The organism is Dietzia sp. WMMA184 (assembly GCF_002441635.1).
Classification (GTDB): Bacteria; Actinomycetota; Actinomycetes; order Mycobacteriales; family Mycobacteriaceae; genus Dietzia; species Dietzia kunjamensis.
The window spans coordinates 86,137-107,200 of the sequence record NZ_NXEI01000001.1 but is presented as its reverse complement, the minus strand read 5'-3'; the positions used below and the strand labels follow the sequence as shown (position 1 = coordinate 107,200).

General features: G+C 70.5%; 17 protein-coding genes and 1 pseudogene. 5 read left to right on the top strand and 13 right to left on the bottom strand.

Annotated features, from left to right (window positions below; all coding sequences use genetic code 11):
• Positions 1 to 42 precede the first annotated feature (42 nt).
• From CK206_RS00465 to CK206_RS00450, 4 genes are all read right to left on the bottom strand, one after another.
• A complete protein-coding gene (locus CK206_RS00465) occupies positions 43 to 1,398 on the bottom strand; it encodes a PhoH family protein (protein WP_069390319.1) in 1,356 nt (451 codons plus the stop codon).
• A 210-nt stretch (positions 1,399 to 1,608) separates the two neighbouring features.
• Positions 1,609 to 2,847, bottom strand: coding sequence for an acetyl-CoA C-acetyltransferase (locus tag CK206_RS00460; RefSeq protein ID WP_096907198.1), 1,239 nt, complete (start codon positions 2,845 to 2,847; stop codon positions 1,609 to 1,611).
• A gap of 41 nt (positions 2,848 to 2,888) precedes the next feature.
• A complete protein-coding gene (locus CK206_RS00455; protein ID WP_096905187.1) occupies positions 2,889 to 3,341 on the bottom strand; it encodes a MaoC family dehydratase in 453 nt (150 codons plus the stop codon).
• Positions 3,342 to 3,354: 13 nt separating this feature from the next.
• Entirely contained in the window at positions 3,355 to 4,509 is a 1,155-nt protein-coding gene (locus CK206_RS00450; protein ID WP_096905186.1) for an acyl-CoA dehydrogenase family protein, read from the bottom strand.
• A 185-nt stretch (positions 4,510 to 4,694) separates the two neighbouring features.
• Here CK206_RS00450 and CK206_RS00445 point away from each other — a divergent pair, with 185 nt between their 5' ends.
• Both CK206_RS00445 and CK206_RS00440 read left to right on the top strand, forming a co-directional pair.
• The gene (locus CK206_RS00445) at positions 4,695 to 5,711 is read left to right on the top strand and encodes a MaoC family dehydratase (protein ID WP_096905185.1); all 1,017 of its coding nucleotides are present in this window, start codon (positions 4,695 to 4,697) and stop codon (positions 5,709 to 5,711) included.
• A 26-nt stretch (positions 5,712 to 5,737) separates the two neighbouring features.
• Positions 5,738 to 6,496 carry a FadR/GntR family transcriptional regulator gene (locus CK206_RS00440; RefSeq protein WP_096905184.1) on the top strand — a complete coding sequence of 253 codons (759 nt, stop codon included), beginning with the start codon at positions 5,738 to 5,740 and terminating at the stop codon, positions 6,494 to 6,496.
• A gap of 19 nt (positions 6,497 to 6,515) precedes the next feature.
• On the opposite strand, the gene fabG is transcribed toward CK206_RS00440, so the two are convergent.
• Genes fabG through CK206_RS00425 form a run of 3 tightly spaced genes read right to left on the bottom strand, consistent with a single transcriptional unit; the run spans position 6,516 to position 9,656 of the window.
• Positions 6,516 to 7,256, bottom strand: coding sequence for a 3-oxoacyl-ACP reductase FabG (gene fabG / locus CK206_RS00435; protein ID WP_069390322.1), 741 nt, complete (start codon positions 7,254 to 7,256; stop codon positions 6,516 to 6,518).
• Positions 7,237 to 8,424 (bottom strand): CaiB/BaiF CoA-transferase family protein, encoded by a 1,188-nt coding sequence (locus CK206_RS00430; protein ID WP_096905183.1) that lies wholly within the window; start codon positions 8,422 to 8,424, stop codon positions 7,237 to 7,239. The genes fabG and CK206_RS00430 overlap by 20 nt, the downstream gene beginning before the upstream one ends.
• A complete protein-coding gene (locus CK206_RS00425) occupies positions 8,421 to 9,656 on the bottom strand; it encodes an acyl-CoA dehydrogenase family protein (RefSeq protein WP_096905182.1) in 1,236 nt (411 codons plus the stop codon). Before CK206_RS00425 ends, CK206_RS00430 begins: the two co-directional genes overlap by 4 nt.
• 121 nt (positions 9,657 to 9,777) lie before the next feature.
• Between CK206_RS00425 and CK206_RS00420 the strand changes: the two genes are divergently transcribed.
• The 3 genes and pseudogenes from CK206_RS00420 (at position 9,778) to CK206_RS00410 (ending at position 13,246) form a co-directional block, all read left to right on the top strand.
• Complete coding sequence (locus CK206_RS00420) at positions 9,778 to 10,944, top strand: CoA transferase (RefSeq protein WP_096905181.1); 1,167 nt, start codon at positions 9,778 to 9,780, stop codon at positions 10,942 to 10,944.
• Positions 10,941 to 12,121 (top strand): annotated as a pseudogene (locus CK206_RS00415) (acyl-CoA dehydrogenase family protein). The gene CK206_RS00420 and the pseudogene CK206_RS00415 overlap by 4 nt, the downstream one beginning before the upstream one ends.
• A gap of 21 nt (positions 12,122 to 12,142) precedes the next feature.
• Entirely contained in the window at positions 12,143 to 13,246 is a 1,104-nt protein-coding gene (locus tag CK206_RS00410; protein WP_096905180.1) for a zinc-binding dehydrogenase, read from the top strand.
• A gap of 214 nt (positions 13,247 to 13,460) precedes the next feature.
• Here the strand turns inward: CK206_RS00410 and CK206_RS00405 are convergent, their stop codons facing one another.
• The 6 genes from CK206_RS00405 to CK206_RS00380 form a co-directional block, all read right to left on the bottom strand.
• On the bottom strand, positions 13,461 to 14,603 hold the full coding sequence (locus CK206_RS00405) for a thiolase family protein (RefSeq protein WP_096907197.1): 1,143 nt from the start codon (positions 14,601 to 14,603) through the stop codon (positions 13,461 to 13,463).
• 69 nt (positions 14,604 to 14,672) lie between these two features.
• A complete protein-coding gene (locus CK206_RS00400; protein WP_096905179.1) occupies positions 14,673 to 15,878 on the bottom strand; it encodes an acyl-CoA dehydrogenase family protein in 1,206 nt (401 codons plus the stop codon).
• A 116-nt stretch (positions 15,879 to 15,994) separates the two neighbouring features.
• Complete coding sequence (locus CK206_RS00395; RefSeq protein ID WP_216824153.1) at positions 15,995 to 16,756, bottom strand: SDR family NAD(P)-dependent oxidoreductase; 762 nt, start codon at positions 16,754 to 16,756, stop codon at positions 15,995 to 15,997.
• 77 nt (positions 16,757 to 16,833) lie between these two features.
• Positions 16,834 to 17,907 carry a phosphotransferase family protein gene (locus CK206_RS00390; RefSeq protein WP_096905178.1) on the bottom strand — a complete coding sequence of 358 codons (1,074 nt, stop codon included), beginning with the start codon at positions 17,905 to 17,907 and terminating at the stop codon, positions 16,834 to 16,836.
• 67 nt (positions 17,908 to 17,974) lie between these two features.
• Positions 17,975 to 19,348, bottom strand: coding sequence for an MFS transporter (locus CK206_RS00385; protein ID WP_096905177.1), 1,374 nt, complete (start codon positions 19,346 to 19,348; stop codon positions 17,975 to 17,977).
• Position 19,349: 1 nt separating this feature from the next.
• Positions 19,350 to 21,038 (bottom strand): class I adenylate-forming enzyme family protein, encoded by a 1,689-nt coding sequence (locus CK206_RS00380; protein WP_096905176.1) that lies wholly within the window; start codon positions 21,036 to 21,038, stop codon positions 19,350 to 19,352.
• Positions 21,039 to 21,064 lie beyond the last annotated feature (26 nt).

Genomic DNA, 21,064 nt, shown 5'->3' with positions numbered 1-21,064 from the left:
TCGCCCGGACCCGCATCATCCCACGGTCGCCGGAGCCTGCAGTCAGGCGGCGTGGATGCGTCGCAGCTCCCCGGAGGAGCCCCCGGGGTGGAATTCCTCCAGCATCGTGGTGACGAGTTCGGCGATGGCGGAACGCTCCGAACGGTTGAGGGTGACGTGGGCGAACAGTGGGTGCCCCTTGAGCTTCTCCACCACGGCCTGGATGCCGTCGTGCCGACCGACACGGAGGTTGTCCCGCTGCGCGACGTCGTGGGTGAGGACGACCCGCGACCCGGTCCCCAGCCGCGAGAGCACGGTGAGCAGCACGTTCCGCTCGAGCGACTGCGCCTCGTCGACTATCACGAACGAGTCGTGCAGGCTCCGGCCGCGGATGTGGGTCAGCGGCAGCACCTCGAGGATGTCGCGGTCCATGACCTCGTCGATGACGTTCTCGCTGACCAGTCCCTCGAGGGTGTCGAACACGGCCTGGGACCAGGGGGACATCTTCTCCGACTCACTGCCCGGCAGGTACCCCAGTTCCTGCCCGCCCACGGCGTAGAGCGGGCGGAACACGACGATCTTGCGGTGCCGACGCCGCTCCAGGACCGACTCGAGGCCCGCGCACAGCGCCAGCGCCGATTTGCCGGTGCCCGCCCGGCCGCCGAGGGAGACGATCCCGATCGACTCGTCCAGCAGGCAGTCGATCGCGATGCGCTGCTCGGCCGAGCGGCCGCGCAGGCCGAAGACCTCGACGTCTCCACGGACCAGCCGGAGCCCGCCGTCGTCGGCGACGCGGGCCAGCGCCGACGACGACTCGGTCTGGACGCGGACGCCGCAGTGCACCGGGGTCCCGCTCTCCAGTCCCGCGGCCCGGGCTGCGAGGCCCGAGGCGCGGCCCTCCGAGAACAGGGTGTCGACGAGGTCCTGGGTGGCCGGCAGGTCGGCGACCCCGCTGTACCCGGTCAGCACGACGTCCTGGGCGTGGTACTCGTCGGCCGGCAGACCCACCGAACCCGCCTTGACCCGCAGGGGGACGTCCTTGGACACGAGCACGGTGTCGGCGCCCTCGGCCCGCAGATTGAGCGCACACGCCAGGATCCGGGAATCGTTGCCGGTGTCACGGAATCCGGACGGCAGCACCGCCTGGTCGGTGTGGTTGAGCTCGACCCGCAGGGTGCCGCCGACGTCGGTGACGGTGATGTCGCCGTCGAGGCGCCCGTGCCGCAGCCGCAGGTCCTCGAGCAACCGGAGGGCCTCCCGCGCGAAGTAGCCCAGCTCGGGATGATTGCGTTTGCCCTCCAGCTCGCTAATGACCGCGATGGGGAGCACCACGCGGTGCTCGGCGAAGCGGGTGACGGCCCACGGGTCGGACAGCAGAACCGAGGTGTCGAGGACGTAGGTACGTACGGTGTCGGTCACGGCGCGCTCCTCGCCCGCGGCACCCGCGAGCGTGTTGGGTTGGACCGGCCGGCCCAGGTCACCTGGTGGTGACGGGGCCGGGTGCCGGCCCCCTCCCGATCGAGACAGACGATCATCGGCTGGGACCTCCCGACGGTCGGCTTCCCCACCGACCGTTGCCGATGACGCTACGCCCGAATCACATCCCTGTAGTTAAGTCCGCATGAATTGTCAGGTACCGCCCACGCCCACCCGCTCGAAGACAGCGGCCAGCCCCTGCCCACCGCCGAGGCACATCGTCTCCAGGGCGAGCCGGCCCTCCCGGCGCGCCAGTTCGCGCGCCATGGTGGTGAGGATGCGCGTACCGGTGGCCCCCACGGGATGCCCGAGCGAGATGCCGGAACCGTGGACGTTGAGCCGCTCGCGGTCGGCGGCGGTGAACCCGTGGTCAGACTCCCACTCCCGCAGGCACGCCAGCACCTGCGCGGCGAACGCCTCGTTGAGTTCGATGAGGTCGAAGTCCGCCAGCCGCAGGTCGAGTTGCCGGAGTAACCGGGCCGTCGCGGGAACGGGGCCGATGCCCATCCGCGCGGGGTGGACGCCGGCCACCGCCCACCCGAGCGGACGGACGTAGGCGCGCAGCCCCAGCTCCTCCGCGCGACTGTGGGTGGTCACGACGCACACCGCCGCGCCGTCGTTCTCCCCCGACGCGTTGCCGGCCGTCACCGTCGCGTCGGGGTCGACGCGGAGGCGGACGGGGCGCAGTGCGGCGAGGGAGTCGGCCGTGACGCCTCGCCGGGGGTGTTCGTCGGTGTCGACGACGACGAGCTCTCCCTTCCGCTGAGGGACCTGCACCGGCACGATCTCCTCGTCGAACACCCCCGAGTCCTGCGCGGCAGCCGCGCGCCGCTGGCTCTCGGCCGCCAGTTCGTCCTGCTCCGTCCGGGAGATGGAGTACTCCGCGCGGAGGTTCTCGGCGGTCTCGAGCATGCCGCCCGCCACCGGGTGGTCGCGGCCGCCGGAGGTCACCCGGCCGCGGGCGATGCGGTCGATGAACTCGACCCGGTCGCCGCGGACCCCACCGCGCAGCCCGAGGGAGTAGAACTCGCTGTTCGACATCGACTCGGCGCCACCGGCGATCACCACGTCGCTCGCGCCGACGGCGACCTGCATGGCGGCGTTGAGCACGGCCTGTAGACCCGATCCGCAGCGGCGGTCGATCTGGATCCCCGGCGTGCTGATGTCGAGCCCGGCGTCGAGTGCCGCCACCCGCCCGATCGCGGGCGCCTCACCGTTGGGGTAGCACTGGCCCAGGATCACGTCGTCGATGTCCGTCGTTCCGAGTCCGGTGCGGTCGACGAGTCCGGCGATCGCGGCCGCGGCGAGGTCGGCGGCCTGCAGTGGTGCCAGGACTCCGCCCCGGCGGCCGACCGCGGTCCGGACGGGTTCGCAGATCACCACGTCGGCCAGCGCCTCGGCCATCCTGGATCCGGGCCCGGTGGTCACCGGTGTCACTCGACCATCATGCGGACGGTCTCGGCCACGACCGCCGGCCGGTCGGAGCCCTCGACCTCGACGGTCACCAGACTGTTGAGTTGCACCCCCGACGACTTGCGTTCGAGCGACGTCAGCTCGATCCCCGCGCGGATGCGTGACCCGACCGGCACCGGCGCGGGGAACCGCACCTTGTCGACCCCGTAGTTGATCGTCATGGCGAAGCCCCGGATCTCCATGACCTCGGCGCCGAGCACCGGCAGCAGCGACAGGGTGAGGTACCCGTGCGCGATGGTGCGGCCGTACGGTCCCTCGGCCGCCCGCGCCGGGTCGACGTGGATCCACTGGTGGTCCCCGGTGGCGTCGGCGAACGCGTCGATGCGCTCCTGGGTGATCTCCATCCAGTCGCTGTACCCGACATGCCGGCCGAGCTCGGCCTCGAGCTGCTCCAGCCCCTCGAACACCTTCATGACAGTCCTCTCCTCATTCCAACCCGCCACGTGCCACCAGTTGCGATGCGATGACGTTGCGCTGGATCTCGTTGGTCCCCTCGCCCACGATCATGAGCGGGGCGTCGCGGAAGTACCGTTCGATGTCGTACTCCGTGGAATACCCGTAGCCGCCGTGGATCCGGACGGCGTCGAGCGCGATCTCCATCCCCACCTCCGAGGCGAAGAGCTTGGCCATCCCCGCCTCCATGTCGCAGCGCTCGCCGGCGTCGGCCTTCGCGGCGGCGAACAGGGTGAGCTGGCGGGCGGCGGTGAGCTTGGTGGCCATGTCGGCCAGGTGATGCCCGACGGCCTGGTGCTTCCAGATGGGTTGTCCGAAGGATTCGCGCTGCTGCGCGTACGCGAGGGAGTCCTCGAGCGCCGCGGCCGCGACGCCCAGCGCGCGGCTGGCCACCTGGATCCGGCCGGTCTCCAGGCCCTTCATCATCTGCGCGAAGCCCCTTCCCGGTTCGCCGCCGAGGATCCGGGTCGCCGGGGTGCGGTACCCGTCGAAGGCGAGCTCGCAGGTCTCGACTCCCTTGTACCCGAGTTTGGACAGGTCCTCGGAGACCGTCAGTCCGGGACCGTGCTCGACCAGGACGATAGAGATGCCCTGGTGTCTGGGCGTCGCGGACGGGTCGGTCTTGCACAGCAGCGCGATGAGGCCGGAGCGTCGCGCGTTGGAGATCCACGTCTTGGTGCCCGTGATCACGAGCTCCTCGCCCTGAGTCGTGGCGGTGGTGGTCATCGCCTGGAGATCGGATCCCCCGCCGGGCTCCGTCAGCGCCATGGTGGCCCGGATCTCACCGGTCGCCAACCGGGGAAGGTAGGTGGCCTTCTGCTCCTCGGTGCCGAACTCGGCGAGCAGTGTGGCGACCACGGTGTGCCCGCCCATGGCGCCGGCGAGTGACATCCACCCGCGGGCGAGTTCCTCGGTGACCCGCACGTAGCACGGCATCGAGACCGGCGTCCCCCCGAATTCCTCGGGCACCGCCAGACCGTAGATGCCGATCGCCTTCATCTGCTCGATCCAGCGTTCGGGGTACTCGTTCGCGTGTTCCATCTCGCGCACGGACGGCTTGACCTCGCGATCGATGAACCGACGCACGGTCGCGACGAGGTAGGCCTCGTCATCGTTCAGGTCCGGCACCGCAGAACACCTCGTCGTCGTCGTCGTCATCTCGATCCGCCGGTCAGGCGGGCTCCGGACCTCATCGTCGCAACGCATCGCCCAATAGTCAATAATGATGCGCATGGTTTTGTGTAGAGTGTGATCGGTCAGCCGTCGGCGCGCGGCCGCGCGACGCACGCCACCCGCGCCGGAAGGAGGCCGCGATGACCGAGCACCCCGCCCCGCAGGGACCCGTCGTGGAGATCGGCGGCCCCTACTTCGACCAGCTCGAGGTGGGACAGGTCGTCGACACGGCCCCGGCGGTCACGCTGACCGACGGGCTGGCGGCCGCGCACCAGGCCATCCTCGGCGACCGCCTGCGCCTTCCCCTGGACCGTCATCTGTCCCACGCGGTCACCGGTGCCGCGGTGGCGCACCCCGGGCTGGTGACCGACATCGCGATCGGTCAGTCCACCGTGGTGACCCACCGGGTCAAGGCCAACCTGTTCTATCGGGGCCTGCGCCTACTCGCGGCTCCCCGGATCGGTGACACCCTCTCGACGCGGACCGAGGTGGTCGGTCTCAGGACCAACTCCCCCAGACCCGGCCGCGCGGCCACGGGGCTGGCAGCCCTCCGGATCACCACCACCGACCAGGACCGCCGGACCGTCCTGGACTTCCACCGCTGCGCGATGCTGCCGCTGTCGCCGGGTGTCGATCCCGGGTCCTGCGTCCACGACGACGACCTGTCGGCCATCGGCGCCGACCACGGGCAGCCGTGGGCGATGCCGCAGGGGTGGGACCTCGACGCCTACCGCGCCGCGCTCCCGGGCGGACTCACGCCGATCCCCGCGGCCGGCACCGTACTGCGCGTCGGCGCCGACGTGGTGTCCGACGCGCCGGCGCTGGCGCGACTGACGATGAACATCGCGCAGACGCATCACGACGGCCGCGCCTCGGGCTCCGGTCGGTTGGTCTACGGCGGCCACACCATCGGGCTCGCGCTCTCGCAGGCCACGCGCGCCCTGCCGTCCATGCTCACGGTGCTCGGGTGGCACTCGTGCGACCACGTCGGCTCAGTTCGCGAGGGCGACACCCTGAGCAGCGACATCGTGGTGGGCGCTGCGGTGGAGGCGGCAGGCGGTGGCACGGCGCTCGACCTCCGGTCGCTCGTCACCGCGCACCGGCAGGACGGCGACGCGCCCGTCCTGGACTGGACCTACACCGTGCTCATGCCCTGAGCCGGGAGACGGGGATAATGGTTGTCATGAGTTCAGGCAGCGGCGGCGGTCGCCCGGGGGTCGGCAGGCCCAAGAAGACGGCCCTGCTCGTCGCCCAGCAGATCGTCGAGGACATCTCCCGCCGCGGGAACACCGTCGGCGACCGGCTGCCCCCCGAGCACCTCATGTTGGAGGAGTACGGGGTCGGGCGCGGCACCCTCCGGGAATCGCTGCGCTACCTGGAGCTCCAGGGCGTCATCATGCTCAAGCCCGGCCCGGGCGGCGGCCCGGTCGTGCAGCAGCCCGACGGCGGCACCCTCGCCGCCACCCTGAGCCTGCTCCTGCAGTTCGAGAACGCCCCGTTCTCGACGATCATGGAGGCCCGCGCGGCCCTCGAGCCGGGTATCGCGCGGCTGGCCACCACGCAGATCGACGACGGCGGCCTGGAGCGACTCGCGGAGAACCTCCGGGAGACCCGGGCACGGTCGGGCGACCCGGCAGCCTTCTCCGCGCACTCCGAGCGGTTCCACGAACTCATCGCCTGGAGCTCCGGCAACGCCCTCTTCGGGTACCTCTTCGACGCGCTCACCGGCCTCATCGCCGGCGCCTCGATGGGGATCAGCTACCCGAAGCGCCAACGCGAGCTGACCTGCGACATCCACGAGGACATCTACGCCGCGATCGCCGATCGCGACGCGGACACCGCCTCCCGGCTGATGTCCGTGCACATCGACGAGCACACCACGTACCTCGAGAAGCGGTTCCACTCCGAGCTCGCCCAGCCGATCCGCTGGGACCTCGGCTGAGCGGCCCGGTCCCGCACACTCAGATGTGCCGCCCGCCCGTGATCTCCAGGACGGTGCCGGTCATGTAGCTGGACATGTCGCTGGCGAGGAACAGCACCACCTGCGCGACCTCGCTCGGCTCGGCTGCGCGCCCCATGGGGATCTCGGCCAACTTCTCCTCCCAGACGTGCTCGGGCATGGCCAGTGTCATGGCGGTGCGGATGAGCCCCGGCTGGACCGCGTTGACGCGCACCCCCGCGAATGCCACCTCCTTGGCCGCCGCCTTGGTGAGCCCCACGATCCCGGCCTTGGCTGCGGAGTAGTTGGTCTGGCCGACGAGACCGACCTTGCCGGAGATCGACGAGATGTTGACGATCGCCCCTCCCCCGTGCCCGCGCATCCGGCCGGCGGCGGCGCGGGTGCCGTTCCACGTGCCCTTGAGGTGGATGGCGATGATGTCGTCGAACTGCTGCTCGGTCATCTTGCGCATGGTCGCGTCACGGGTGATGCCCGCGTTGTTGACGAACACCCCCAGCGGCCCGAACGCCCCCTCGGCCACGTCGATCATCGCCTCGACCGCCGCTCCGTCCCGGACGTCGCAGTGGACGTAGCGCGCGGTGTCCTGCCCGCCCAGGTCGGCGACGGCCGCGGCGCCCGCCTCGTCGTCGATGTCGCCGATCACCACCCGCGCGCCCTGGTCGATGAACGTCCGGGCGATCTCCAACCCGATGCCGCGCGCGGCCCCGGTGACGACTGCGGTCTTACCTTCGAGCAGGCCCATGGTGTGTGTCCTCTTCTCGTGCGTTTGCGCCCAGTTCCGCCAGGATCGCGTCGGTGTGCTGCCCCAGTGCGGGAACGGGCCCCATGGGCAGCTCTACATCGGTGAAGGTCATCGGCGGGAGCAGACCGCGGACCGGACCCGCGGGCGTCTCGACGTCCCGCCACCGATCCCGCGCCGCGAGTTGCGGGTGGTCGACCAGCCCGGCGACGTCGTTGAGCCGCCCCGCCGGGACGCCGAACTCGTCGAGCCGGTCGGCCAGCTCCACCGAGCCGTACCCCCTGGTCAGGGAGCCGATCAGCGCGTCCACCTCGGCCCTCCGGGCGACGCGAGCGATGTTGGTGGCGTACCTTTCGTCGTCGACCAACTCCGGCCGCCCCAACACATCGCGCACCAGCGCGGCCCATCCCCGGTCGTTCTGGACGCCGATCAACACCTGCCCGTCGCGGGTCGGGAACGCGTCGTACGGGCAGATCGACGCGTGGGACAGTCCCATCCGCTCGACCTGTCTCCCCGCATACATCCGGGTGTACATGGGGTGGCCCATCCACTCGGCGGTGGCCTCGAACATGGACACCTCGACGGTGGCCCCGCGCCCGGTCCGTTCCCGCCGGAAGAGCGCCGACTGGATCGCCGACAGGGCGTACATCCCGGTGGCGATGTCGGACACCGGGACCCCGGTCTTGGCGGCGGCCTCGGGGGTGCCGGTGATCGAGCACAGCCCGGACTCGGCCTGCACGAGCATGTCGTAGGCCTTGCGGTCCGTGTACGGACCGCCGTCTCCGTAGCCGGAGATGGTGACGACGACGAGGTCCTTCCGTCGCTCACGTAGCGCCGTCGCCCCGAATCCCAACCGGTCCATCGCCCCGGGCGCCAGGTTGCTGATCACCACGTCTGCCCGGTCGACCAGGGCCAGCGCGGTCTCCCTGCCGCCCGGCGAGGCGAGGTCGAGTTCGATCGACTCCTTGCCCCGGCCCAGCCACACGAAGTGGGAGGCCAGCCCGTGCACGGCGTCGTCATAGGCGCGGGCGAAGTCACCCTCCCCCGGGCGTTCGATCTTGATGACGCGCGCGCCGAGGTCGGCCAGGTGCCGGGTGGCCAGGGGCGCGGCGACGGCCTGCTCCACCGCGACCACGGTGATACCCGCCAGCGGTAGGGACTCGCCTGTCACCGGGAACCCGCGTCCCGCATCGCCCCGCGCACGAGGCCACCGCCGATGATGAGGCGCTGGATCTCGCTCGTGCCCTCGTACAGGCGGAGCAGTCGGACGTCACGGTAGATCCGCTCCACCGCCACGCCCCGCATGTAGCCCGTGCCGCCGTGGATCTGGACCGCCTTGTCCGCGACGTCGGCGACCATCTCGGTGCAGTACAGCTTGGCCACCGAGGGGGCGATCCTGCGGTCCTCGCCGGAGACGTACTTGGCGGCGGCCTCGCGGACGAGGGCACGGCCCGCCATGACGCCGGTCTGCTGGTCGGCGAGCATCCCCTGGACCAGTTGGAACCCGCCGATGGCCTCGCCACCCTGGGTGGTGGTCGCCGCGAAGGCGAGCGACTCGTCGAGCGCCCGCTGCGCCGATCCCACGGCGACGGCGGCGATGTGGATGCGGCCGCGGGCCAGCGAGGTCATCGCCGCCCGGTACCCGGCGTCCTCGTCGCCCCCCACCAGGGCGGTGGCGGGTACGCGCACACCCCGGAAGTCCACCTCGGCGGTCCACGCGCCCTCCTGCCCCATTTTCTTGTCCCTGGGGCCGACACTCACGCCCGGGGCGTCCGCCGGGACGAGGAACACGGCGATCCCCGTCCCGCCGGCATCGGCGGGACGGGTACGTGCGAACACGATGAACAGATCCGCCAGCGGGGCGTTGGTGATGAAGCGCTTGGTGCCGTCGATGATCCAGTCACCGCCCTCACCGCCGTCCCGCACGGCCTTCGTGGCCAGCCCGGCGGGGTTCGAGCCGGCGCCGTCCTCGGTCAGGGCGAACGAGGCGATGACGTCGCCGGAGGCGATCCGCTCGAGCCATTCGGCCTTCTGGGCATCGGTGCCGAAGTTCACGAGAACCTGGCCGGCGATCCCGTTGTTGGTTCCGAACAACGACCTCATGGCCAGCGTCGTGTAGCCGAATTCCATCGCCAACTCGACATCCTGGGTCAGGTCGAGGCCCAACCCGCCCCACTGCTGTGGGATCGCGTACCCGAACAAGCCCATGTCGGCCAGGTCTGCACGGATGTCGTCGGGGACCGCGTCGGTGTCGGCGATCTCCCGCTCTCGGGGCACGACCACCGAACGGATGTATTCACGCGTGGTCGCGAGGATGGCCGCGAAGTCTTCCGCGTCGACCTCCGTGTCGCTCTCCGTGTCTGTGTCGACCACGGGGGTCGCGCTGCTCGGCTGCTCGCTCATGGTCTCGCCCCTGTCCGCCGGCGATGGGTGTCGCGGAACACAATCCACGCTGTATGCTTCAAACTATTATCAGGATTTGCACCGCGGGGCAACCGGCCCGCCGCACCACCGGGAGCCGTTGATGACAGAGCCCTCCGCATCCCGACCGCTGGACGGGATCCGCGTCGTCGAGCTCTCGAGCTTCGTCGCCTCACCCTTGTGCGGACTCACGCTGGCGCAGCTCGGCGCCGAGGTCATCCGGGTCGACCCGGTGGGTGGCGCGGCGGACGTGAACCGGTGGCCCCTGGCGCCCGACGGGACGTCGATCTACTGGACCGGGCTCAACCGGGGCAAGGCCTCGGTCACTCTCGATCTGCGCTCCGACGACGGCCGGCGGGCGTTCCGCGAGCTCGTCACCGCGCCCGGCGAGGGTGGGGGGATCCTCGTGACGAACTTGGGCGGGCGGTCGTGGATGAGTCACGACGTCCTGGCCGGATCCCGGCCCGACCTCATCAGCCTGGAACTCCTCGGTCGCCGCGATGGCCGCCCGGCGGTCGACTACACCGTCAACGCCGCCCTCGGTTTCCCCGCCATCACCGGCCCCGGCTCGGGCCGCGTCGTCAACCACGCCCTGCCGGCCTGGGACGTGGCCGCCGGACTGCACGCGGCGCTGGCCGTGGTGGCCGCCGTCCGCGAACGTGAGCGGACCGGCCGCGGGCGGCGGATCGTCCTGCCCCTCGACGACGTCGCGCTGGCCACCGCGGGGACACTCGGGTACCTCACCGAACCACAGCTCGACGGGTCGTCGCGGCCTGCCGTGGGCAATCACGTCTACGGGACCTTCGGCACGGACTTCACCACCTGCGACGGCGGTCGGTTCATGATCGTCGCCCTGACCACCCGGCACTTCCACGACCTGGCCCGCCTCACGGGCACCCGGGAGGCCGTCGACGCGCTCGAGACCGCGACCGGCGCCGACTTCACGGAAGAGTCCGACCGCTACTCCTATCGCGAGGTCCTCGCCGCACTGTTCGCCCGCTGGTTCTCCGCCCACACCACCGACGAGGTCGCGCGGGCCCTGGACGACTCGGTGGTGCTGCACGAGCGCTACCGCACGTTCGCCGAGGTCGTCTCGGAGGGCGAACTCGAGGCCAACCCCCTCTTCTCCCGCCTCGACCAACCCGGCATCGGCCCCTATCTGGCCGCCGCGTATCCGGCGACGTTCGACGGGGACCACCTCGCCACGGGCCCGGCGCCCTCCCTCGGCGCGGACAACGACCGACTCACACCGGGAGGACGATCCGGATGACCCACAAACCCACCGCCCGCGAGGACGTTCCCGTCTACCTCACGGAGGAGCGCCTCGCGATCCGGGACCTCGCACGCGACTTCACCGCCAGAGAGGTCCTCCCGGTCGCGAACCGCCTGGACCCGGAGAAAGGCGACATCCCGGACGAGCTACGGCAGAAGATGGCCGACATGGGCTTCTTCGGGATCATGATCGACGAGGAGCACGGCGGCCTGGGACTGGGCGTCTTCGAGTACTGCCCGGTCGCCGAAGAGCTGGCCCGCGGGTGGCTGTCGGTGTCCGGTCTGCTCGCGCGGGGAAACGGCATGGGCGGAGGGTTCACCGCCGAGCAGCAGGCCCGCCTGCTCCCCCGCGTCGCCCGCGGCGAATGGCTGGGCGCGTACGCGCTCTCGGAGACCGAGGCGGGGTCCGACGTCGCCAACATCTCGCGCCGCGCCGTCCGCGACGGCGACGCCTGGGAGATCAACGGGACCAAGATGTGGTGCACCTACGCAGACCAGGCCGACTACCTCGTCCTGTTCGCCCGCACCGATCTGGACCGCGACCCGGACAAGCCGCACCGGGGCATCCCGACCTTCCCGGTGGAGAAGGAGCGCGGCTCTTTCCCCTCCGGCATCAGCGGCAACCCGGTCCGCAAGATCGGTTACTTCGGCTGGCAGACCTGGGAGTTGTCCTTCGACGACGTCCGGATCCCCGCCGACGCGCTGCTCGGCGAGGAGGGCAAGGGCTTCTACATGGCGGTGTCCGGTCTCGAAGTGGGGCGTGCCCACACCGCGGCCCGCGCGATCGGACTCGCCCGCGCCGCACTGGAGGACTCGATCGCGTACGTCGCCACCCGGGAGCAGTTCGGTCAGCCGATCGGCCAGTTCCAGTATCTGCGCTCCGAGATCGCCAAGATGGCCGCGGACATCGAGGCCGCGCGTCAGCTCATGTACTCGGTGGCCACCGCGATCGACTCGGGACGGCGGTGTTCGCTCGAGGCCGCCATGTGCGAGCTCGTGGCGACCGAGATGGCCGAGCGGGTCACGTCGCAGGGCGTCCAGATCCATGGGGTGCCGGTTACACCACCGACTTCCAAGTGGAACGGCACTGGCGTGACGCCCGCCTCACCAGGATCTTCGAGGGCACCAGCGAGATCCAGATGCGGATCATCTCGGACGAGCTCCTCGGCCGCTGAACGCTGCGTACAGTCGGCCCCATGAGAGCTGCGGTGTGCGTCGAGACCGGGTCCCCGTTGGTGATCGAGGACATCCCGATCCCGGAACCGCGCGCCGGCGAGGTCCTGGTCCACAACCACGCCTGCGGGGTCTGCCACACGGACCTGCACGTGATGAAGGGCGAGGTCGGGTTCCCGCTGCCGGGAGTCCTGGGCCACGAGATCTCCGGTGTCGTCGCCGAGGTCGGCGCCGGGGTCACCCAGGTCCGGCCCGGCGACCGGGTGGTCGGCTCCTTCATCATGCCGTGCGGGTCGTGCGAGAACTGCGCCCGTGGCATGGAGGACATCTGCTCCACGTTCTTCGAGTACAACCGCCTGCGCGGCACCCTGTACGACGGTGAGACGCGCCTGCACCGGGCCTCCGGCGAACCGTTGTCCATGTACTCGATGGGCGGACTGGCCGAGTACAGCGTCACGCCCGCCACCGCGGTGTTCGCCCTCCCCGAGCAGCTCGACCTCACCGATTCCGCCATCCTTGGCTGCTCGATGTTCACCGCCTACGGCGCGGTCCGCAACGTGGGCGACGTCCGGACCGGGGAATCCGTCGCGGTGGTGGCGGTCGGTGGGGTCGGCCAGAACATCGTCCAGCTGTCGGCGGTCAGTGGCGCGGAGTCGGTCATCGCGATCGACGTGGACGACGACAAGCTCGCCCTCGCCCGCCGCATGGGCGCCACACACACCGTCAATTCGCGTGAGGTGGACGCGACCGAGGCGGTCATGGCGATCACCGGCGGCCGCGGGGTGGACGTCGCCTTCGAGGCGCTGGGGTCGGCGGCCACCACCCGGCAGGCGACCGACATCGCCCGCGAGGGCGGGCGGGTCGTGGTCGTGGGCATTCCTCCCGCGGGCACCGCGCTCGACGTGGACCTGGCCCGCATCGTGCGTCGCAAGATCCAGATCAAGGGCTCCTACGGCGCGCGCGCCCGGCAGGACGTGCCGGCGCTCATCCGACTGCTGGCCGCCGGGAAACTCGACCTGGGCGGGATGATCTCCCGCCGGGTGCCGCTGACCGAGGCACCGGAGACCTACGAGGCCCTCGACCGTGGCGAGGTGCTCGGCCGCGCAGTAGTCCTCACCGGCGACTGAGCCGCCCGCGCACCCGGCGACTGAGCCGCCCGCGCACCCGGCGGCATCCGCACGCGCCCCTGCCCGCAGCCGCACGAGCGCCTGTACGCCCACAACACAGCCGCCCCCGACGCTGAACGCCGGCCTGCGCATCTGCGCACGCCAGACGCCATCGTCGGGAGCGGCTGAGACTCCAATGGCAGCCGCTCGCGCGGCTGCCCGGTGGGGGCTCGGATCAGAGCAGTTCGATGATGGTGGCGTTGGCCTGGCCGCCGCCCTCACACATCGTCTGCAGGCCGTACTTGATGCCCTCGTTCTTCATGTGATGGACGAGGTCGGCGAAGATCCGGGCGCCGGAGCCACCGAGCGGGTGCCCGAGGGCGATGGCGCCGCCGTTCGGGTTGAGCTTCGCCGGGTCCGCCCCGGTCTCGGCCAGCCACGCCATCGGCACGGACGCGAACGCCTCGTTGACCTCGTATACGCCGATGTCGTCGATGGACAGTCCGGACTTGGCCAGCGCCTTTGCGGTGGCGGGGATCGGAGCGGTGAGCATGATGACCGGGTCGTCACCGGCGAGCGTGGCGGTGTGCACCCGCGCGATCTGGGTGCACCCGTACTTGGCGGCCGCCTCCTCGCTCATCACGAGGATCGCCGCGGCGCCGTCGGAGATCTGCGAGGCGTTGCCGGCGTGGATCACACCGTCTTCCTTGAACGGGGTCTTGAGCCCGGCCAGCCCCTCGACGGTGCTGCCGCGGCGGATGCCCTGGTCGGTGTCGAAGACGCCGTCCGGGGTGGTCACCGGCACGATGTGCCCGGCGAAGAACCCGGCGTCCTGCGCGGCGGCGGCCTTCTCGTGCGACGCCACGGCGAACTCGTCGAGCTGGGTGCGCGTGAAGCCCCACCGCTCGGCGATCATCTCGGCACCGACGCCCTGGTTGGGGGCCGTGCCGTCGTAGCGGTCGAGGAACGCCTGACCGTAGGGGAACGACTCGGAGGAGACGTGCGAGCCCATCGGCACCCGCGTCATCGACTCGACGCCGCCGGCCACCACCACGTCGTGGAAGCCTGCCTCCACCACGGCCACCGCGAAACTCAGCGCCTGCTGCGACGAGCCACACTGCCGGTCGATCGTCACGCCGTTGACCGTCTCCGGCCATCCCGCCGACAGGGCGGCGGTCCGGGCGATGTCCCCGGCCTGCTCCCCGGCCTGGGTGACACAACCCCAGATGACGTCCTCGACGATCGATCCGTCGATCCCGGCGCGCTCGGCCAGCGCCGTGAGAACGGTCCCTGACAGATCGGCGGGATGCACCCCGGCCAGTCCACCCTTGCGCTTGCCCACCGCGCTGCGCACGGCCTCCACGATTACTGCACCCATGTTCTGCACTTCCTTGTCTCTGCGGTTCCGGCGCCGGGCGGCACCGACCGTTACTGGGACATCCTAGTTTTATCCGACGTACGGCGGGGTCTTCTTCAGCTCTCCGCGCGCGATGGTGCGACGGTGGACGGCGTCCGGTCCGTCGACGATCCGCAGCGCGCGCGCCCAGGCGTAGAAGTACGCCAGCGGGGTGTCGCCGGAGACGCCGGCACCGCCGAAGATCTCGATGGCCCGGTCGATCACGGCACAGGCGACCTGCGGGGCGATCACCTTGATGGCGGAGATCTCGAACCGCGCCTCCTTGGCGCCGACGGTGTCGATCATCCACGCGCAGTGCTGCACCTGCAGCCGTGCCTGGTCGATCTCGATGCGCGAGTTGGCGATGTGCTCCTGCACCACGCCCTGGCTCGCCAGCGACCCGCCGAACGCGTGCCGGGACTTGGCGCGGTCGACCATCAGGGTCAGCGCCCGCTCGGCCATGCCGATGGCGCGCATCGCGTGGTGGATCCGGCCCGGCCCGAGGCGGGCCTGGGCGATCGCGAACCCGGCGCCCTCCTCGCCGAGGAGGTTCGACACGGGCACCCGCACGTCGGAGAACACGATCTCACAGTGACCGTGCTGGTCCTGGTAGCCGAACAGCGGCAGGTTGCGCTCGATGGTCAGGCCCGGGGTGTCACGGGGCACGAGGACCATCGACTGCTGCCGGTGGGTCTCGGCGGACTCGTCGGTCTTACCCATGACGATGAGGATCTCGCAGCGGGTGTCGGCGATCCCGGTGATCCACCACTTGCGGCCGTTGATCACGTACTCGTCGCCCTCGCGACGGATCACGGTCTGGATGTTCGTGGCATCCGAGGAGGCGACGTCGGGCTCGGTCATGGCGTACGCCGAGCGGATCCTGCCCTCCTTGAGCGGCTCGAGGTACTTCGCCTTCTGCTCGTCGGTGCCGAACAGGTGGAAGGTCTCCATGTTCCCGGTATCGGGCGCCTGCGAGTTGATCGCCTCCGGGGCGATGACGGGCGACCAGCCCGTGATCTCCGACACGGCGGCGAACTCGAGGTTGGAGATCCCGGACCACTCGGGCAGGAAGAGGTTCCACAGCCCGCGGCGCCGGGCCTCTGCCTTGAGGTCCTCCATCACCGGCGGGTAGGCGTTGTCCCCGTGCTCACGCAGGTACTCGGCCCAGACGGGCTCGGCGGGGAAGACGTGCTCCCGCATGAACTCCCACATGTTCTCCTGCAGCTCGATGCTGCGCTGACTGTGAGCGAATTCCATGTCTTTACTCCTGTAGAAGCGTGCCGCGGCGGCCCGCCGCGGCCGGGATGAGTGAAGTGGTGCCTGCGTCAGTGCAGAGTTGGTTCAGTGCTGAGTCGGTTCAGTGCTGAGTCGGTTCAATGCATAGTCATCCCACCGTCGACCACGAGCGTGGTCCCGGTGATGAACGACGAGGCGTCGGAAGCGAGGAAAAGCAGCGCGGAGTCGAGCTCGGGCTGGAGCCCCAGGCGACCGAAGATGGTGCTGCCGGTGATGTCCGCGAGCATCTTCTCCGGGATCTCGTCGGTCATCTCGGAGGCGAAGTACCCGGGGGCCAGCGCGTTCACGCGGATACCGCGGCGGCTGCCCCACTGCGCAGCGAGGTCGCGGGTCAGCCCGAGCACGGCCGCCTTGGTCGCCGAGTAGGCGGCCTGCGGTGCGAAGCCGGCGGTCAGGCCCAGGACGCTCGCGACGTTGACGATGCTCGATCCGGGCCCCATGACGGCCGCGCACTCCTTGGCCGCCCAGTAGGCGCCGTTCAGGTTGACGTCCACCACGCCGCGGAACTGCTCGGGGGTCTCCTTGAGCGCGGGCACGGCGGTCCCGATGCCGGCGTTGTTGACCAGCACGTCGATGCGCCCGTGGGTCTCCATCGTGTCGCGGACCATCGCTGCGCACGCCTCGGGGTCCGCCACGTCGCACGCCACGGTCGAGGCGGTGCCGCCGGCGGCACGCAGTTCCTCGGCGAGGGCGTCGAGCCGCTCGCGGCGTCGGGCGGCCAGCACGACCGTCGCGCCTGCCGAGGACAGGGCCCGCGCGAAGCCGGCCCCGAGCCCCGACGACGAGCCCGTGATCATCACGACGCGGCCGTCCAGCCGGAAGCGGTCGAGCACGGGCAGCGCGGCCTGCGGACCCGTCCTCGGATCGACCGGGGTGGGCGCTGCGGATACCGGCGTGCCGGAGGTGGACTCGGCCATCAGTTGGTCACCTTCCTGGAGTCGAGAATCGAGTGGCCGTGGTCGACCAGCTCGCGGATCTGCGGACCGATGTCACCGAAGTCCTGACCGGCCATGTCACCGGCCTCGGAGCGCGTCGCCACGCCCTGGGCGATCGCCGCGAACTTGAACGTGGCGAACGCCAGGTACCACGGCATGTGGGACGGATCGGTGTCGGTGGCCGCGCAGTACCGGTCGAGCAACCGCTGCGGTCCGGGCCAGCCCGGCTCGGTGGTGATGCTGGGGATGAGCGGCACGGTCGGCCCGTTCGGATCGCCCCAGTACAGGACCGTCTGCGCGAGGTCGGCGACCGGGTCGCCGAGGGTGGACAGCTCCCAGTCGAGGATCGCCTTGATGCGCCCCGGGTCGTCGGGGTCGACGACGTAGTTGTCCAGGCGGTAGTCACCGTGGATGATCCGCGACGACGGCGAGGTGGGCATGCTCTCGCCGAGACGCGCGGCCAGCTCGGGCAGCCGGTCGGCTCGAACGGAGTCGGACGCCTTCTCGGATTGCCCGAGCCAGCGTCGCAGCTGCCGCTCCAGATAGCCGTCCGGGCGACCGAGATCCCCCAGGCCCACCGCGTTCTGGTCCACGGCGTGGAGCGCGACCATCGCGTCGATCTGGGCGTCCGCCATGGCCGCCTTGTCGTCGTCGGACTCGGCGAAGCCCGTCGGCAGCGCGTCACGGATGACGTGGCCGACCACCTTCTCCATCACGTAGTACGGCACCCCCAGGTCCTCACCGGTGGTCTCGTTGAGCACCACCTTCGCGACCGGCACGTCCGTGTCCGCCAACCCGAGCTGGATCCGCGCCTCGCGGCCCATGTCGTGCGCGCTGGGCAGGAGCTCGCCCGTCGGCGGCCGCCGCAGGATCAACTCCCCCGCCTCGGAGCGGAGCGTGAACGTGAGGTTGGACTTGCCGCCGGCGATGAGGTCGGCGTCGAAGTCCGCCCAGGCCTGGTCACCGGTGGCCTCGGCGATCTTCGGCCCCACGACGTCGGGGCGGAGCAACTGGTCGACGGACAGTCCCGTGGACTCGGACGATGAAGTGGTCATGGCGTGGATCCTCGCGGTTGATGGGCGACCGGGCGGGCGGTTCGGGTGGATCAGTTGTGGCCGACGCTCAGTTGTGGCCGACACGGTGCAGGTCGTGACCCCGGGTCTCCTTCATGACGGCGGTCGCGACCATCGTCGCCACGCAGAGGGCGATGATGTAGGCGCTGATCATCCAGTACAGGTCCCACTCGATGAACTGCGCGTTGAGGTACGGCGCACTGCCGCCGAACACCGCCACCGACAGGGAGTACGCGAACCCGATGCCCGCGGTGCGCATCTTGGTGGGGAACGCCTCGGACATGAACGAGGACAGGATCGAGCCGGCGGCCGCGACCAGGGTCATGGCGACGAGCGAGGCGAGGAACAGCGTCCACGGGCGGTCGTCGATCATCCCCATGAGCATCGGCGTGGTGATGATCGTGCCGATGGCGAAGATGAAGATGACCGGGCGCCGGCCGATGTGGTCCGAGAGCAGACCCCACAGCGGGAGGGTGCACAGGGCGATGAGCTGGCTGCCGAAGATCGCCCAGAACGCGGCCTCCGAGTCCATGTCACGCTGCGTGATGGCGAACGTCGAGGCGTACGAGCTCCAGGTGTAGTGCGCGACGGTGATGCCGGAGACCATGGCCACGACCAGCGCGATGGCGCCGGCGAGCTTGCGTCGCGAGAACGTGGCGACCGGCGAGGTCGGGTCGGCGGCGGCGGCCGCGGCGGCCTTGTCGAAGACGTCGGACTCCTCCATGCCGGACCGCAGGTACAGCACGAACAGGGCGAACACGGCGCCGAGCAGGAACGGCACGCGCCAGCCCCACTCGCCGACGGCGGACTCGGAGAGCACGGCGGTGATGCCGCCGCCGATGCCGTAGGCGATCACGGTGCCGCCCATGATGGCGACGAACACGAGGCTGCCCCACATGCCGCGACGGTGCGGCGGTGCGATCTCGGCGACGTAGCTGTAGGCGGTGGCCGACTCGCCACCGTGGGCGAAGCCCTGGATCATGCGGCACAGGAGCAGCAGCGCCGAGGCGAAGATCCCGAGCGTCTCGTAGCTCGGGAGCAGGCCGATGAGCAGGCTGGCGCCGGCCATCATGAGCATGGTGGTGATGAGGACGAACTTGCGTCCGCGCACGTCCGCGATCCGGCCGAAGACGATCCCGCCCAGCGGGCGCATGAGGAACCCGACCGCGAAGACGGCGAACGTGGCCAGCAGCGCCGAGACCGGGTTCTCGTTGTTGAACATCACCGCGGCGATGTACGGGGCGAAGACCGCGTAGGCGGTCCACTCGTACCACTCGAACAGCTGCCCGGTGGTACTGGCGGCCAACGAGCGGACGCTGCCGCGGTTCGCCTTGGCGGACGGGTGGGGGGCTGCGGTGTCGGCGGTGGCGGCGGTGGCGCCGGCCCGCCCGCGGTCGTCGGGGTCGATGGTGGCCTCGGCCATGTCAGTTCCCGTCGGTGGGAGTGGAGGAGTGGGAGGGGGTGTGTTCGTCGCGGAGTTCGCGACGGCGGATCTTTCCGGTCTGGGTTTTGGGGAGCTCGCCGACGACGTGGACCTCGCCCGGCCGCTTGTAGGCGGCGAGCCGCTCCGAGGCGAACGCGATCAGCTCGTCCTCGGTCGCAGTCCGCCCGGCCTTGAGCGAGACGAACGCGACGACCTTCTCGCCGCGGTACTCGTCCGGCAGTCCCACGACGGCGGCCTCGAACACCGCGTCGTGCTCGTACAGGGCGTCCTCGACCTCCCGCGGCCAGACCTTGTAGCCGGAGGCGTTGATCTGGTCCTTGAGGCGGTCCACGAGGTACACCCAGCCGTCGGCGTCCATGACGGCGACATCGCCGGTGTGCAGCCGGCCGCCGGGCATGGTCGAGGCCGTGGCGACCTCGTTGCGCCAGTAGCCGGACACGATCTGCGGTCCCGACAGGACGAGCTCGCCCTGCTCGCCCGGGGCGACCGGCTGGTCGTCGACGCCGATGACCTCCGCGCCGATCCCCGGCAGCGGCACTCCGATGGACAGGGTGCCGCTGGTCTCGTCGACCGGCGCCCGCAGCCCGGGCGGCACCGCGATGACCCCGGAGGTCGTCTCGGTCATGCCGTATCCGTTGTGGATGTAGTGGCCGAACCGCTCCGCGAAGCGCTCGACCGTCGAGGGCGGGATGGGCGCGCCCCCGCTGTACAGGGTCTTGACCGACGCAAAGTGCTCCGGTCCCGCCTCGTCCAGGCGCATGAGCGCGTTGTACGCGGTGATGGAACCGATGGTGAAGGTGACCCCGTGTTCGCGGAACGCGTCCAGCATGACACCGGGCCGGAAACGTCCGGCGAAGACGAGGGTGGAGTCGGTGACCAGCGCGACGGTGGCGTTGATGACGGCGCCGGTGATGTGGAACAGCGGGGCGATCGCCAGCACCACGTCGCCCGGCACGAGACCGACGAAGTCGGCGAAGCTCCGCGCGACCGCGATGACGTTGCCATGCGAGTTCATCGCCCCCTTGGGCGGCCCGGTGGTTCCCGAGGTGTAGGTGAGAAGCGCGAGGTCGTCGGGGGTGACCTCCGCCGGCTCCGGCGTGCGGCCCTCGAACTCGCGGATCAGGGAGACCAGGTCGCCGTCCGGCGAAGGCTCGACCTGCTGGTCGTCGCCGAACGCGCGGGGGTCGTTCCGGGTCTGCAGGTCCCGCTCGCTCGTACTGACGACCCATGCGACGTTCGTACCGCTCACGGCGTCGCGGATCGCCGTGGCGTCCCGGTCGGTGGCGATGATCCCCACGGCACCGGAGTCCTCCACGGGCAACCGGAGTTCCCGGCCGAAGTACATCGGGTTGAGCACCACGGCGGCGGCGCCGATCTTCCACAGCGCCAGCATCGCCAGCGCGTACTGCGGGATGTTCTGCAGGTGGATGCCGACGCGGTCACCGGGCGCCACCCCGCGGACCTGCAGTGCGGTAGCGAGCGCATCCGCCATCGCGTCGACCTCGCGGGCCGACAGCGTGGTGTCGAAGTAGGCGACGGCCGCCCTGTCCGGCGAGGAGTCGACACGCTCACGCCAGGCGTCCACGAGCGTCGACTGCCGCGTCACGAGGCTCTCGTCGAGGCCCGGTGGGTACAACGTGCGCCACGGCCGTGGGTCTTCCTGGCTCATCCTCGGTCCTCTCGTTCACGATCCTT

Bases quoted from the DNA above. Each gene is read 5' to 3' on its own strand.
- CK206_RS00455 (WP_096905187.1), bottom strand. From the start codon at position 3,341: ATGAAGGTGTTCGAGGGGCTGGAGCAGCTCGAGGCCGAGCTCGGCCGG.
- CK206_RS00445 (WP_096905185.1), top strand. From the start codon at position 4,695: ATGACCGAGCACCCCGCCCCGCAGGGACCCGTCGTGGAGATCGGCGGC.
- CK206_RS00440 (WP_096905184.1), top strand. From the start codon at position 5,738: ATGAGTTCAGGCAGCGGCGGCGGTCGCCCGGGGGTCGGCAGGCCCAAG.
- fabG (WP_069390322.1), bottom strand. From the start codon at position 7,256: ATGGGCCTGCTCGAAGGTAAGACCGCAGTCGTCACCGGGGCCGCGCGC.
- CK206_RS00425 (WP_096905182.1), bottom strand. From the start codon at position 9,656: ATGAGCGAGCAGCCGAGCAGCGCGACCCCCGTGGTCGACACAGACACG.
- CK206_RS00420 (WP_096905181.1), top strand. From the start codon at position 9,778: ATGACAGAGCCCTCCGCATCCCGACCGCTGGACGGGATCCGCGTCGTC.
- CK206_RS00410 (WP_096905180.1), top strand. From the start codon at position 12,143: ATGAGAGCTGCGGTGTGCGTCGAGACCGGGTCCCCGTTGGTGATCGAG.
- CK206_RS00405 (WP_096907197.1), bottom strand. From the start codon at position 14,603: ATGGGTGCAGTAATCGTGGAGGCCGTGCGCAGCGCGGTGGGCAAGCGC.
- CK206_RS00400 (WP_096905179.1), bottom strand. From the start codon at position 15,878: ATGGAATTCGCTCACAGTCAGCGCAGCATCGAGCTGCAGGAGAACATG.
- CK206_RS00390 (WP_096905178.1), bottom strand. From the start codon at position 17,907: ATGACCACTTCATCGTCCGAGTCCACGGGACTGTCCGTCGACCAGTTG.
- CK206_RS00385 (WP_096905177.1), bottom strand. From the start codon at position 19,348: ATGGCCGAGGCCACCATCGACCCCGACGACCGCGGGCGGGCCGGCGCC.
- CK206_RS00380 (WP_096905176.1), bottom strand. From the start codon at position 21,038: ATGAGCCAGGAAGACCCACGGCCGTGGCGCACGTTGTACCCACCGGGC.